At 37.3% G+C, this 14,659-nt stretch carries 11 protein-coding genes; 9 read left to right on the top strand and 2 right to left on the bottom strand.

Annotated features, from left to right (window positions below; genetic code table 11):
• The first annotated feature begins 22 nt into the window (after window positions 1-22).
• The gene (gene zwf, locus DUT68_RS02225) at window positions 23-1,531 is read left to right on the top strand and encodes a glucose-6-phosphate dehydrogenase (RefSeq protein WP_113635479.1); all 1,509 of its coding nucleotides are present in this window, start codon (window positions 23-25) and stop codon (window positions 1,529-1,531) included.
• A 72-nt stretch (window positions 1,532-1,603) separates the two neighbouring features.
• Entirely contained in the window at window positions 1,604-2,323 is a 720-nt protein-coding gene (pgl, locus tag DUT68_RS02230; RefSeq protein WP_113635316.1) for a 6-phosphogluconolactonase, read from the top strand.
• A 150-nt stretch (window positions 2,324-2,473) separates the two neighbouring features.
• Here the strand turns inward: pgl and DUT68_RS02235 are convergent, their stop codons facing one another.
• Together DUT68_RS02235 and alaS are read right to left on the bottom strand one after the other, a co-directional pair.
• On the bottom strand, window positions 2,474-2,998 hold the full coding sequence (locus DUT68_RS02235; RefSeq protein ID WP_113635318.1) for a hypothetical protein: 525 nt from the start codon (window positions 2,996-2,998) through the stop codon (window positions 2,474-2,476).
• A gap of 31 nt (window positions 2,999-3,029) precedes the next feature.
• Window positions 3,030-5,645 (bottom strand): alanine--tRNA ligase, encoded by a 2,616-nt coding sequence (alaS, locus tag DUT68_RS02240; protein ID WP_113635320.1) that lies wholly within the window; start codon window positions 5,643-5,645, stop codon window positions 3,030-3,032.
• Between the two features lie 204 nt (window positions 5,646-5,849).
• Here alaS and DUT68_RS02245 point away from each other — a divergent pair, with 204 nt between their 5' ends.
• The 7 genes from DUT68_RS02245 (at window position 5,850) to DUT68_RS02275 (ending at window position 14,656) form a co-directional block, all read left to right on the top strand.
• Window positions 5,850-6,185, top strand: coding sequence for a MerR family transcriptional regulator (locus DUT68_RS02245; protein WP_113635481.1), 336 nt, complete (start codon window positions 5,850-5,852; stop codon window positions 6,183-6,185).
• A gap of 93 nt (window positions 6,186-6,278) precedes the next feature.
• A complete protein-coding gene (locus DUT68_RS02250) occupies window positions 6,279-7,082 on the top strand; it encodes a PorV/PorQ family protein (protein WP_113635321.1) in 804 nt (267 codons plus the stop codon).
• The gene (locus DUT68_RS02255; RefSeq protein WP_113635323.1) at window positions 7,072-9,114 is read left to right on the top strand and encodes a ComEA family DNA-binding protein; all 2,043 of its coding nucleotides are present in this window, start codon (window positions 7,072-7,074) and stop codon (window positions 9,112-9,114) included. Before DUT68_RS02250 ends, DUT68_RS02255 begins: the two co-directional genes overlap by 11 nt.
• 147 nt (window positions 9,115-9,261) lie before the next feature.
• A complete protein-coding gene (locus DUT68_RS02260; RefSeq protein ID WP_370738844.1) occupies window positions 9,262-11,229 on the top strand; it encodes a ComEC/Rec2 family competence protein in 1,968 nt (655 codons plus the stop codon).
• A gap of 4 nt (window positions 11,230-11,233) precedes the next feature.
• Window positions 11,234-12,013 carry an enoyl-CoA hydratase/isomerase family protein gene (locus DUT68_RS02265; RefSeq protein WP_113635326.1) on the top strand — a complete coding sequence of 260 codons (780 nt, stop codon included), beginning with the start codon at window positions 11,234-11,236 and terminating at the stop codon, window positions 12,011-12,013.
• Between the two features lie 18 nt (window positions 12,014-12,031).
• The gene (locus tag DUT68_RS02270; RefSeq protein ID WP_237088240.1) at window positions 12,032-12,712 is read left to right on the top strand and encodes a DUF4412 domain-containing protein; all 681 of its coding nucleotides are present in this window, start codon (window positions 12,032-12,034) and stop codon (window positions 12,710-12,712) included.
• 78 nt (window positions 12,713-12,790) lie between these two features.
• Window positions 12,791-14,656, top strand: coding sequence for an LTA synthase family protein (locus DUT68_RS02275; RefSeq protein ID WP_113635329.1), 1,866 nt, complete (start codon window positions 12,791-12,793; stop codon window positions 14,654-14,656).
• The last annotated feature ends 3 nt before the right edge of the window (window positions 14,657-14,659 follow it).

Below are 14,659 nucleotides of genomic sequence, written 5' to 3' on the forward strand. Positions count from 1 at the left end.
CTTCGTGGTAACAAAAAAAGCAATGAAAAAAGCAAGTAAACTTAACCCCACCATATTTGTAATATTTGGCGGCACTGGCGATTTAAACAAAAGAAAATTGGCGCCAGCGTTGTACAATTTATATACCGAAGGTTATATGCCTTCAAAATTTGCTATCATAGGTACCGGGCGCACAGCCTTTACCGATGATAAATACCAAAAAGAGATGCTCCACAGTATCAATGAATTTTCAAGGAGCGGGAAGGTAAAGAAAGATAAATGGGATGTGTTTAGTAAAAATATCCACTACTGCCCTATTGATGTTAAGGTTCAGCAAACATTTGAAAATTTAAAGAACGAAATTGAGCGATATGAAAGTGATTTTGGCGAAAAAACACAGGTCATTTTCTACTTAGCAGTTGCTCCTAACTTATTCCCGTTAATTGCTGAGTGCTTACATAAATATAAATTAACGGGTAACGAAGAAAATTGCCGTATCGTAATCGAGAAACCTTTTGGTCATGATCTAGAAAGTGCCAAGGAACTGAATTTATTACTTAGCGGCATCTTTACCGAGAAGCAAATTTATCGTATTGATCATTATTTGGGTAAAGAAACCGTGCAAAATATGATGGCTTTTCGCTTTGCCAACTCATTATTTGAGCCACTTTGGAACCGCACCTATATCGAACATATCCAAATATCGGTAACTGAACAACTTGGCGTTGGTGATAGAGGTGGTTACTACGAAGGTGCTGGTGCACTTAGGGACATGATTCAGAACCACTTGCTACAATTATTGTGTTTGGTAGGTATGGAAGCTCCAATTTCTTTCAATGCTGATGAAATTAGGGACAGAAAAGTAGAAGTTTTGCGAGCCGTTCGTCCGTTTAAACCGGAAGAAATTAGCGGACATGCAGTAAGAGGCCAATACAGCAAAGGATGGGTTGAAGGTAAAGAAGTACCAGGCTACCGTTCGGAGCACGGCGTTGATCCGCACTCCAATACAGAAACCTTTGCCGCAGTTAAATTTTTCATCGATAACTGGCGTTGGCAAGGCATTCCGTTTTATTTGCGGACTGGCAAAAGGATGAACCAAACTTCATCTATCATCACCATTCAATTTAAGGATGTACCGCATCATATTTTTTCTAACAACGTAGCTGAAACTTGGCAACAAAATCGCTTAATTATCAGTATACAGCCAGAAATGAGCATTAGGTTACAGGTGCAATCCAAACGCCCAGGATTGGACATGGTACTTAATCCGGTAGATATGGTGTTTGACTACAAAGGCACTTACGAAAATGATAGCCCTGAAGCTTACGAAACATTATTGCTTGATGCCATGACTGGCGACCAAACTTTATTTATGCGTGGCGATCAAGTGGAAGCAGCCTGGGAGTTGGTGATGCCAATTATCCATACTTGGGAGAATAAAAAATCTTTAAGTTTCCCTAATTATGCGGCTGATAGCTGGGGACCAGAAGAAGCCGAAGCCCTGATAGCTAAAGATGGCTATCATTGGTTTACCTTGCCAATTAAAGATTAAATAATTGAAATGTTGTAAAGTTGACATGCTTAATGTTGCAACTTTACAACATTCAAACTTAACAACACCAAAATGAAACTAAACATATTTAACAGTCAAGGTGAGCTGAACGAGCAACTAGCGCAATACACCATTGCCATTGCTAAGGAAGCTATTGCACAAAAAGGCCGTTTTGATTTCGTTTTAACTGGCGGAAGCTCACCTAAGGGCCTATATCAACTGCTTTCTACTACCTATAAAGATCAAATTGATTGGGATAAAACTTATTTCTTTTTCGGAGATGAGAGAACCGTTTTACCTTTTGAAAAAGACTACAACGGCTTAATGGCAAAAGAAAGTTTCTTCGATAACTTATCGCTGAAAGATGGACATGTTTTTTATGTAGATACCAATTTATCTCCTGGAGAAGCAGCAGCCGATTACAAATCGAAGTTGGATGAGCATTTTCAAAATCAACCTATAGCTTTTGATTTAATTTTACTGGGCATGGGTGATGATGCACACACGGCATCCATTTTTCCTTATACCGATTTAGTTCACCAAACTAATGCGACAGTGGCACGTGTTTGGGTTGAAAAATTGAATACCAACCGTGTAAGCTTAACCGCACCCTTAATTAACCAAGCGAAGCACATCGCTTTTATTACTTTTGGTGCAAACAAAGCAGAGGCTTTAAAAAACGTTTTAAGCGATCACAAAGATGTTGAAAAGTATCCCTCACAATTGATTAATCCTAAAGATGGAGATTTACAATGGTTTGTGGATGAAGCAGCTGCAAGCTTACTGAGTTAAAATTTAATGTAATATCATTAAAAAGTCCCGAGTTTTTAATTCGGGACTTTTTAAAAAACATTAAATTTCTTTGTTAAATATAGGCTTTCACGTATTGTATTCGACAGTCTCAAACTAACAAAGTATAACTATACTGAAATTTAAAAGATTCTAAAATCTTTTTCCTATCGTAATACCTACTCTAGGATAGGCCTCTACAACAGCATTCCTGTTGAAAATTCTGCCAACTCCGCCGTATATTTCGCCAATAAAGCCATTTTTTGTAATAAACTTAGCACCGGCAGCAGCACCCAAGCCAAAATTCAAATCTGAGGTAACATGGGCGTAATACTCATAATTCCCATAATAAACGTAATTATATGTTTTAGTACCAATTAATGCCGAGTTTGCTTCGATGAAAAAACCATTGGCTTTCTTACTGCCAAAATAGATTCGATAATATGGCATAAACCCATATTTATATTCTAGGTCATCATCTACCCCGATAAACGCACTTATTCCCAAAGCATCGTCGTCCTTCAAAAGCCGTTCATAGGTAATTTCGGGCATGCCCAATATTGTACCAAACAAGTTGAGTTTAATTTCATTTTTTCCGTCAACTTTTTTTGTTTCGCTTTGCGCAAAAGCTAAGGCAGCCACAAATAGCAGCGATAGCGTTAAGAGATTTTTTTTCATTTTGGTAGTTGTTATTATTAATTGTTACATATTATTTAATTAAAAAACCTTTTGCCTTTTTTATAGCATTAGCAAGTCCAGCCGCATCTTTTCCGCCCGCAGTAGCATAAAAAGGCTGACCGCCTCCGCCACCTTGAATTTCTTTAGCCAGCTCCCTTACAATTTGGCCCGCATTTAGACCTTTAACCTTCACTAACTCTTCATCAACCACAACAGTTAGCTGTGGTTTCCCATCTATCACAGCACCTAAAACTAAGAATAAGTTCTGTACTGATCCTTTAACAGCATAAGCTAAGGTCTTAACTGCATCAGCGGTAGGAAGCTCAACAGTTGTAGCGATAAAGTTAACATCATCAATATTTTGTATTTGTTTTTCTAAATCAGCTCTTAAAGCCACCGCTTTTTCAGTCACACTTTTTTCAATCTCTTTCTTAAGCGAGCTATTGTCTTCAATAATTTTATTTAAAGCTGATACGAAATCCTTTGGATTATTAAGCAAATGATTCAGTTGCTTCACTAAGTCAAAGTTTGCTCTAATTACACTTGCTGATTTTTCTCCAGTAATAGCCTCTATCCTACGCACACCTGCTGCAACTGCACTTTCAGCTGTAATTTTAAAGAAACCGATTTGACCGGTAGCTTTCACATGCGTTCCACCGCAAAGCTCTTTGGAGAAATGATCGTCAAAAGTAATTACCCTCACAAAATCACCATATTTTTCGCCAAACAAAGCAGTTACGCCACTATCAATTGCTTCCTGATAAGGCACATTGCGTTGCTCTTTTAACAAGATATTTGCTCTAATTTTTTCGTTAACGATATCTTCAATTTGATTCAACTCTTCATCTGTAACTTTAGAAAAATGCGAAAAATCGAATCTCAAATTGTCCGCATTAACCAAACTCCCTTTTTGATTAACATGTTGACCTAAAACCTGCTTTAATGCAGCATGCAACAAGTGAGTGGCAGAGTGATTATTTTCTGTTTCTTTGCGTTTATCTTCATCAATTACTGCCCAAAACTTACCCTCCAAGTCCGCAGGTAAAGTATCGGCAAAGTGTACAATCAGTCCATTCTCCTTTTTGGTGTCGGTAATTTCAACCCAAAACTGGCGACTGTGATCTTCTAGTCTGCCGGTATCACCTACCTGACCACCACTTTCAGCATAAAAAGGCGTTTGCGATAAAACGATTTGATATTGCTCTTTGCCTTTGGCTGTTACTTTACGGTACTTTATAATCTCTGTTTCGCACTCCGTTAAATCGTAACCTACAAATTCACTTTCTCTGTCTTCATTTACCAATACCCAATCGCCGGTATCAATAGCTGTAGCAGCACGTGAACGATTTTTTTGTTCTTCCAACGCTTTTTTAAAGCCTTCCATATCAACTGAAAAACCTTTTTCACGGGCCATCAAATCGGTTAAATCTATAGGAAAACCAAAAGTATCATACAATTCAAAAGCAAAGTTGCCGTCAATCACCTTACCGCCGTCGTATTTCTCAAAACGTTGAATACCAGTAGCCAAAGTTCTTAAAAATGAGACTTCCTCTTCTAATACGACCTTTTGAACAAAATCCTTTTGATGATAAAGTTCATCGAAAACTCCATTAAACTGCTCAGCCAAAACCGGAACCAGCTGGTTTAAAAACGGTTCTTTTAAGTTAAGGAAAGTATAAGCATACCTCACTGCCCTTCTTAAAATACGACGAATTACATAACCTGCCTTGTTATTTGAAGGCAACTGGCCATCGGCAATTACAAATGATATTGCTCGAATATGATCTGCCATTACACGCATAGCGATATCCGTTTGCTCTTCTTTTCCGTATGCAATACCCGATTTTTCAGAAATAAATTGGATTAAAGGCTGGAAAACATCTGTATCGTAATTGGAAGCTTTGGTTTGTAAAACACGTACCAAACGCTCAAATCCCATTCCTGTGTCAACATGTTTAGCAGGAAGTGGTTTTAATGAACCGTCTTTTAAGCGGTTAAATTGCATGAATACGTTATTCCAAATTTCAATCACCTGCGGATGATCGGCATTTACTAACGATTTACCTTTACCATCTGCACGTTCTTTGGCACTGCGGCAATCCACATGGATTTCAGAACAAGGACCACAAGGGCCAGTATCGCCCATTTCCCAGAAATTATCTTTTTTATTACCCAAAACAATGCGTTCTTCCGGTACAAATTGCTTCCAAATGTCGTAAGCTTCTTGATCTTTAGGCAAACCTTCCTTTTCATCGCCTTCAAATACCGAAACGTATAATTGATCTTTCGGAATTTGATAAACCTCTGTTAACAACTCCCAGCTCCAAGCAATGGCTTCTTTCTTAAAATAGTCCCCAAAACTCCAATTGCCAAGCATTTCGAACATGGTATGGTGGTAAGTATCAATTCCTACCTCTTCCAAATCGTTATGCTTTCCAGATACACGCAAACAACGCTGTGTATCTACCACTCTTGGATATTTAATCGTAGCTTCACCCAAAAACAAATCTTTAAACTGATTCATTCCGGCATTGGTAAACATCAAAGTAGGATCGTTTTTAACAACAATTGGCGCCGAAGCAACAATTTGATGTCCTTTGCTTTTGAAGAATTCTAAAAAGGTTTGTCTTATTTCTTTTGCTGTCATTTTGAATAGGTTTTAGGTTTTAGGTTCTAAGTAATAAGTTTTGTAAACTTATTTTTTAACGAAAACCCCTTAGTGTTCTTTGTGTCTTAGTGGTAATATTTTATGCGCAACAAAATTATAATTTTCTTGTGGTTTTCTGCTAAAATCGGTTTACATTTGAATACTTTAAGTAAAACTTATAATCATTTAATAATCAGCACAAAAATGCCGTATAAAGAGAGAGAAATTAATAAAATGTATTATACAATGGGCGAAGTGACCGAAATGTTTGGCGTAAATGCTTCGCAAATTAGGTTTTACGAAAAGGAATTTGAAGTGCTTAAACCCAAGAAAAATAAAAAAGGTAATAGGCTTTTTACTCCTGAAGATATTGAAAACCTGAAAATAATTTTTCACTTAGTTGATGACAAGGGCTTCACGTTAAAAGGAGCTAAAGAGCATATGAAAAGCAACAGCGGAGAAGTAAAAGAAAATCAAAAAATCATTGATTCATTAGAACGTTTAAAAAGCTTTTTACTTAAACTTAACGAAGAAATATAATTAAAATCGAGGCTGTGCATCAAGCATTTTCCGCCTCTAACTAAATTGCATCATTACAATAATATTTGCTAAATTGCCCTTACCAAACAGCCTATGCGCAAACTTTTACTATTTATTACGATTTCCTTCTTAGCAAATTCCAGTTACGCTCAATACAATCAAGGTGCAAGACTTACCGGTATGGGAAAAGCAAGCGCCGCCGTAAATGACATTTGGAGCTTAAATGCAAATCCTGCAGGAATTACCGGTCAAAAATCCCCAATTGCTGCCCTAAACTATGCACGATACTTATTTGGTGAGGAACTAAGCGAACAGAGCTTTGCATTTGTATTGCCGTTCAATAATAATTTTGCCGGAGTAAGCGTAAATAGGTACGGCATCAATGAATTTAATGAAATTAAAGCTGGTTTTGCGCTAGCCAAGCAATTTGGTGAGCAATTATCCATCGGCGTTAAGGCTAACCTACACCAAGTTAAGATTACCAATTATGGTTCGGCTACAACTTTTTCAGTTGACGCTGGTTTAAATTATGCGTTGAGTAAACAAATAGGTTTGGGACTTTACGTAAATAATCCTTCGTCACAAAGTTATAAGGCCACTAATGTGGCTACCTATATCCCAACGGCAATCCACTTAGGCGCTACTTACATGCCTACCAACAAACTTATTTTGGCAACAACAGTTACAAAAGATTTTGAACAAAAGTTTGACGTAAACATTGGCGTAGATTACAAGTTTTACGACATGCTAAGTTTACGTGGTGGGATAAGTGCAAAACCATTCAAACAGTACGTTGGCGTTGGTTTAAATTATCAAAAATTAGTTATGGATATAGCGGTAGAAAGTCATCCGCAAATTGGTTACACTCCTCAAATTGGTTTGTCGTATGCGTTTTAAACTATTTGTATTATTAGGCTTTATACTTATTGGTTTTGCGGCAAAAGCACAAACACAAGAAGATCAACTAATTAAAGACCTTATTGAAAGTATTGCTGAAAATTTACCTGAGGATTATGATTTGTCGGAATTGCAGGATCGCCTGACCTATTATCGTAAGCATCCAATTAATTTAAACAACACCAATGCGGAGGAGTTAAAAACGCTTGTGTTTCTTTCGCCATTACAAATCAGCAATTTATTTGAGCATATCCGAAAAAATGGTAAACTCATTGACATTTTGGAACTGCAAAGCATCCCTGATTTTGATTTGCAAACCATTCAACGTTTAATGCCTTTTGTAACTTTAGAGCAGGGTTCAGTACGAGATGAAATTACGGCAAAGAATTTACTAAAATACGGCAACAATGACCTGATTGTGCGCTATGGGCGTGTAATTGAAAAATCCAGAGGTTATACAGATTTGCCAGGCAGCAGATATTTAGGAACGCCAGACAGGTATCTTTTCCGTTATAGATATACGTATAGTAACCGCGTATCGGCATCATTGGTTTTTGAAAAAGATGCTGGCGAGTATTTTTACAACGGACCAAAACAGCGTCCTTTTGATTTCCTATCTGGCCATGTGGCGATATTGAACACTGGCAGACTGAAAAAATTCGTAATCGGCGATTATTCTATGCAGTTTGGACAAGCACTAACCCTGTGGTCGGGTTTTGCATTTGGTAAATCTCCCGATATTACTGGCGTAGCTAAACGCGATGTAGGCTTACGTCCCTACACATCAGCTAACGAATTCGCATTTTTCCGTGGAGTGGCTGCAACCGTAAATATTGCCAAAAACATTGATCTTTCCCCTTTTGTCTCGCATCGAAAATTAGATGCCTCCATCAGTACTAATGCTGCTGGTGAGCAAACGGTGAGTACAATTAACGAAACAGGACTACACCGTACACAATCAGAAATTAACAATAAAAACAGTACCGAACAAATTGTATACGGAGGTGTGCTTCAATACAGAACCACCGCATTGAATATCGGCGCCGTAGCTTATCATACTTCTTTTAACAAAACTTTTGTGCCAGGCTCGTCACTTTACCAAAGTTTCAATTTTGCGGGTAAAGAACTTACCAATGTAGGAGCACATTATAGTTATACCTACAGAAATTTTTACTTTTTCGGTGAGTTTGGAAAAGCGCTAGACGCAGGTTTAGCCTACGTAAATGGTGCTTTGGTAAGCCTTTCTCCTACTGTTTCGGCTGTAGTATTGCATCGAAACTATCAGAAAAACTACTACAACTTCTTCAACCAAGCTACTGCAGAAGCAAGTGAAGCATTCAATGAAAAAGGTTTCTATGCTGGTTTGAATATTAATCCGAATAAAAAATGGAGTATTCAATTTTATGGTGATTATTTTAAGTTTCCATGGTTAAGATTTAGGGTTGATGCCCCTTCCGATGGTTATGAGTTTTTAGGGCAGGTGAACTATACGCCGACAAAAACTTTTAGGGTTACGTTGAGATTTAAAACGGAAGTAAAACAACAAAATACGGCTTTAACTGTACCATTCAACTATCTGGATCAAGTAAAACGTGAAAATTACCGTGCTGAAGTGAAATGGGCTTTGAGCAAATCATTCGATTTCCAAAACAGAGTTGAGGTTGTGCAGTTCAAAAAAGGGGCTGCTGATGCAGAATTTGGTTACTTAGCTTATCAGGACATCAATTACAGCCCACTCTCCTCACGACTTAGTGCGAACCTAAGGGTTGCATACTTTAATACAGCTTCATACGATAGCAGAATTTATGCCTACGAAGACGATGTGTTGTACAATTTCACTTTTGGATTGTACAATGGAAAAGGCTTACGCGGTTACGCTAATTTGAAATATCGTTTAGCAAAGCGATTAGATGTTTGGGGCCGCTACGCATTGTACAACTATGATAATGTAGAAAATGTTGGCTCTGGATTAGATCAAATAGACGGAAAGATGAAGTCGGAAATGAGGGTGCAATTGAGATATCAATTTTAAGTGACGATGAAATAAAGTTTTTTATAAATGTTTTGACATTTAGATCGGAAATAGTATTCGCAAGGATCATAATGCCGTTCATGTTTGGTATTGTCTTAGCCTACTATTTTCAAACAACAACTTTTAAGAATATCCGCGTATCTCCTAATCGCCCTGCTTTTAATTGCGGCATCAATCAACTTATTTTACAAAAAACTAAAAGCATGGCGTTTTAAAACCTCTTTAGCTTTTCTTTACTACGGGATTTTCGCCATAGCTGGAATTTTTACATGTCTTTTTAATTCAGATCAACTTAACAGCGACTATTTTGCCAACAAAAACTTCAACCAATTAAAAGTTTGGATAAGTAACGAGCCGCAAATTAATGGTGATATTGCCAGGTTTGAAGCTAATGTAACTAAAGGTTATTTTGGCGGTAAGACCGAAACTTGTTCAGGCACACTACTTATTGCACTTAAAATTGATAGCCTGCACCCGCTTCATTTAAAATACGGAGATGAATTTTTGATTACAGCAAAATATCTCCCGGTAGAGCCACCCTACAACCCTAACGAATTTAATTTCAAGCAATGGCTGGCTAGTAAAAACATCTACCATCAAACTTTTATAAGACAAAGTCAGTTGATAAAAATTGCCGAAAATAGAGGCAACCCGATAAAAGCTTTCGCATTGCGACTCAGACAGCAACAAGTAAATGTTTATCGTAAACTCATTAAAAATGATGAAGCTTTTGCGGTAGCATCCACACTGATATTGGGCTATCGTGCTGATTTGAGCAAGGAAACGCTTTCAGCCTACAGTAAAACTGGAACCATACATGCCCTTTCCGTATCCGGGATGCACGTTGGGATTATTTACATTGCGCTCAATTTCCTGCTCGGGTTTTTAGACAGAAGAAAAGCTACCCTTCTTATTAAGGTGGTGTTAATTTGTGTACTGATTTGGGGCTATTCCTTGCTTACGGGTTTTTCGCCTTCGGTACTGCGCTCGGCAATTATGTTAACGGTATTCATTTTATCGAAACAACTCAACAGAAGTAGTAACAGTTATAACGTAGTTGCTTTTACAGCATTTTGCTTGTTAGTTTATCAGCCATTTCTAATTTGGGATGTTGGTTTTCAACTCTCATTCATGGCGGTAATTGGGCTAATTTATTATCAGCCTAAAATAAAAAAGTGGCTTTATTTCAAAAACAAATGGGCTAATAAACTATGGGAAACCACGGCAATGGGATTAGCTGCCCAATTAGCCACACTTCCATTGAGTATCTATTATTTTCATCAATTCCCGGTATATTTCATCATCAGTAACCTATTTATTTTAATACCAATTACACTGATGATGTATTTAGGTATTGCCATCTTACTTTTACGGCTCTATTTCCTAGCTCCAATATTTGAATACCTGATTAACTTCACCAACGGAGGGTTAAAATGGATTGCAGACTTACCTTATGCCGGCATTACCGAAATATGGATTAACCGATGGGAATTAATTTTGTTAGCGTTTTTTCTTCTATTGTTAAGTATTGGATTAAGTAATTACAAACGAAAGCTAATTTTATTGAGCCTTGTAGTATTGGTTGTTTTTCAAGGTTGTGTTGCGTATCGGAAAATCAACATTATGCATCAGGAGGAATTGATTTTTTTCAGTCTTAGAAAAAACTATGCAGCTGCATTCATCAATGGAAACCAATGTGTTTTAATCACTGATTTAACGGCTAAAGACCGAAATTTCGAGTTTTTTGTAAAGCCTGCGCTAGATGAAATGGAGATCAAAAAAACTACCTTCGTGACATGGAGACAAGATTTCCGAAATGATCAACTAATTAAAAGCGATCATCAAATTCTTTACAGAGGAAAATCTATTTTATTGTTGGACGAAAATTTCAATAATAAAAAAATATCATCACCTGCAAAATTTGATTGGATTTGGGTGCATAACAATCCAAAATATAAACTGGACGATCTAGCGAAGGAAATTAAACCTTCAGGCGTATTAATTGATGCATCTAATAAAGATTATATGATTTCACAGTTGTCAAAGCGAGCTATTCTGCTAAATTTGTCTGCATATAGTTTAAAAAAGCAACAGGCATTACACTTGAAATTATAACTGCATGGAAAATTCACTCGTTTTGTACAAAGTAGAGAAAAGGATTGCTTACCTCACTTTAAACAGAGCCGAAAAACGCAATGCCTTCAATCCGGATTTGGTAAAACAACTTACGGATGCATTGCTTAAAGCGCAAGATGATGAAGCGGCAAAAGTAGTAGTGATTAAAGCCAATGGTGAGGTGTTTAGCGCAGGTGCTGATTTAGCATATATGCAACAGCTTCAACATTTCTCCTATGATGAAAATGTAGCGGATTCGAATAATTTGAAGACATTGTTTGAAACCATCAGAACACTTTCAAAAGTTGTAATTGCACAAGTTGAGGGACATGCTATTGCTGGCGGCTGTGGTTTGGCAACTATTTGTGATGTTATTTTTGCTGTACCCGAAGCTAAATTTGGCTATACTGAAGTAAAACTTGGTTTTGTACCTGCTATTGTAAGTTGTTATTTAGTGCAAAAAACAGGTGAAACTTTAGCTAAAAAGCTGTTGCTCAGCGGTGAGTTATTTACAGCTGATGAGGCACTGCAATATAATTTAATCACCTATGTAACAAAGGCAGCAGATATCTGTCAAACGGTTGAAAATTTTGCATTAGATTTGTGCAACAATGCTTCTGGTAATTCGTTAATGCTAACCAAGCAACTGATTAACCAAGCCACCAAAACTTGGCTTGGAGATTGCTTAACAAATGCAGTTAGCATCAACGCAAAAACTAGGGAAAGCGAAGATTTTAAAAGAGGCATTGGTGCTTTTTTAGCAAAAGAAAAAATTAATTGGTAACTAAACTTTAAAAAAAATATGATGTTCAAATCAGTAAAAACGGGCGTATTAGCAGCCTTTTTAGTAGGTTCAGCAATTATTGCTCACGCACAAAAGAAAATAGCTCAGGGAACCATTACTTATGGAGCTGAGTATTCTTTACCTCCAGAAGCTGCTGCGATGGCCTCGCAAATGCCTAAGGAACAGAAAATCAAATTTAGTGGAAACGTAATGCGTATGGACGTGCAGCAAGGCCCGGCTAGCATTGGCATAATTAATGATTTTGTTGAGAAAAAAGGGTTGATGTTAATTGATGTGCCCATTGCACAAATGCAATTTGCTGTAAAAATGAGCAAAGAGGAAATTGAGTCTGCTGAGGCTTCTGCTCCGAAATTATCTGATTTTAAAGCTACTGGCGAAAAGCAAAATGTTGGTGGTTATAATGCAGAAAAATATACTTACAAAGATGACAAAGGTAACAACTACGAATTGTGGGCAACTACCGACATTGAGTTACCTGCTGGTTTATCAGGTTCGCAATTTAAAGATGTAAAAGGTGCGCTAGTGAAATACACTACTTTCCAACAAGGTGCAAAAGTAACTTTAACTTTAAAAAACATTTCTGAAGACAAAGTAGGACCATTCTCTTTAGAAGTTCCAAGTGGTTATGAATTAAAAACCATGCAAGAAATTATGGCAATGCAAGGTGGCGGCCAATAAGGCAACTCACTGAAAAATAAGCTAGCCCACGGTGTAAATCGTGGGCTATTTTTATTGGATTTTTACCTAATTTGCGCCATGTTTAAGAGTCTACTTTTTTTCGTTAGATTTTTCATTTTTTGGCTACTTTATTTCGCCATAGATAGATTTATCTTCATTTTCATTTTCCATAAAAAGCTTCGCAGCATTCCCCTTTCGGAGAAATTAGCCACATTTTACCATGCGCTTAGGCTTGATTTCTCTATGGCGGCTTACATTGCTGTTATCCCCCTACTCGTTTACTCGTTTTGGTACTTCACAAAAAGGGAAACTGTAAGCTTCAGTTGGGTAAAAAAATACAACATTGTACTGTTAAGTTTATTCAGCCTTATTTCGGTAATCAACTTTAATATTTACCGAGAATGGGGAAGCAAAGTAAACTCACGAGCCATAGAATTTGCCATTAGAACACCTAACGAGTCGTTGGCATCTGGTGCATCCTCTCCTATTTTTCTAACGTTATCTGTACTGCTAATTTTAATATTAGTAGGCCTTTATCTTAACTTTAAACTGATTCCCAAAAAGATAGAATTCATACCAACGCCAATTGCTGCCAAGTTTGCTATCATTGTTTTAACATTAGGTTTCAACTTCTTACTGATTCGTGGTGGAGTGGGCACAGCGCCTAACTCGCAAAGCATGGCTTTTTTCTCTAACCATCAAATATTAAACCATGCTGCGCTTAATACCGAATGGAATTTAACTTCGAGTATTCTTGCCAGTAACACGGTTAAATCAAATCCTTATCAATATTTCGAAAAACAAGAAGCAGCTAAAGAAGTAGCTAACTTGTTTAGTGTTGCTAAAGATACGACTGTATCTATTTTGAAAACGGACAGACCAAACGTGGTTATATTTATTTTGGAGAGCTTTACGGCGGATTTAACCAAGACTTTGGGCGATGCAGATGGGATTACGCCAAATCTAGATAGTGCCGCAAAAAACGGAATTTTGTTCAGTCAGGTATATGCAACGGGTAACCGTACCGATAAGGGATTGATCGGATCGCTAACAGGGTTTCCAACTTTAGCAATTGGAAGCGTTGTAAAATGGCCTGAAAAAATGCAGAGAATTCCAGCTATTAGCCAAAAACTATTTCAAAACGGCTATAGTACTTCCTTTTATTACGGTGGCGAATCAGAATTTGATAACTACAAAGCATTTGTTTTAGCGCATAACTATGAAAGATTGGTGGATAGAAACAGTTTCGACAAAAAAGACATGAACTCCAAATGGGGAGCTTACGATGGCACTGTTTTTCAACGACAACTGACCGATGCGAACGCCACCAAACAACCATTCTTTTCATCTATTTTATCCTTAACCAATCACGAGCCGTTTGAATTACCTGGCAAACATAAATTTGGCACCTTGGATAATGCTCAACAATTTAAAAGCACTGCGTTTTATACGGATTCCTGCATTGGAAGCTATTTAAAGGAAGCGAAAAAACACGCATGGTACGCAAATACCTTATTCATCTTCGTTGCCGATCACGGTCATTTATTACCAAAAGGTGATCATGAAATTTTTGAGCCCCAACGTTATCACATTCCGCTAATTTTTTATGGTGATGTAATTAAAGATGAATTTAAAGGCAGGGCTTTTAGTGAAACAGGCTCACAACAAGATATTGCGGCAACACTTTTGGCTCAGCTTAAAATTAACCATAAGGATTTTAAATGGAGTAAGAACTTACTTAATCCTTACACAAAACATTTTGCTTATTTTAGTTGGGATAACGGATTAGGATTCATCGATAATGGACATGCGGTTACTTTCGACAACATTGGTAAAAGTATTTTATATAACAGCAACCCGAAGGATGCTAAACAAACAACCCAAATTTTGAAGTCGGGAAAATCCTACCTTCAAACGGTTTACGAACAATTTATAAATCTTTAATAA

Source organism: Pedobacter zeaxanthinifaciens, from assembly GCF_003313335.1.
GTDB classification, from domain to species: domain Bacteria; phylum Bacteroidota; class Bacteroidia; order Sphingobacteriales; family Sphingobacteriaceae; genus Pedobacter; species Pedobacter zeaxanthinifaciens.

Excerpts from the sequence above, each read along its gene's own strand:
- DUT68_RS02250 (WP_113635321.1), top strand. The coding sequence starts at position 6,279 with ATGCGCAAACTTTTACTATTTATTACGATTTCCTTCTTAGCAAATTCC.
- alaS (WP_113635320.1), bottom strand. The coding sequence starts at position 5,645 with ATGACAGCAAAAGAAATAAGACAAACCTTTTTAGAATTCTTCAAAAGC.
- DUT68_RS02245 (WP_113635481.1), top strand. The coding sequence starts at position 5,850 with ATGCCGTATAAAGAGAGAGAAATTAATAAAATGTATTATACAATGGGC.
- DUT68_RS02275 (WP_113635329.1), top strand. The coding sequence starts at position 12,791 with ATGTTTAAGAGTCTACTTTTTTTCGTTAGATTTTTCATTTTTTGGCTA.
- DUT68_RS02265 (WP_113635326.1), top strand. The coding sequence starts at position 11,234 with ATGGAAAATTCACTCGTTTTGTACAAAGTAGAGAAAAGGATTGCTTAC.
- DUT68_RS02255 (WP_113635323.1), top strand. The coding sequence starts at position 7,072 with ATGCGTTTTAAACTATTTGTATTATTAGGCTTTATACTTATTGGTTTT.
- DUT68_RS02235 (WP_113635318.1), bottom strand. The coding sequence starts at position 2,998 with ATGAAAAAAAATCTCTTAACGCTATCGCTGCTATTTGTGGCTGCCTTA.
- pgl (WP_113635316.1), top strand. The coding sequence starts at position 1,604 with ATGAAACTAAACATATTTAACAGTCAAGGTGAGCTGAACGAGCAACTA.
- zwf (WP_113635479.1), top strand. The coding sequence starts at position 23 with ATGAAAAAAGCAAGTAAACTTAACCCCACCATATTTGTAATATTTGGC.
- DUT68_RS02270 (WP_237088240.1), top strand. The coding sequence starts at position 12,032 with ATGATGTTCAAATCAGTAAAAACGGGCGTATTAGCAGCCTTTTTAGTA.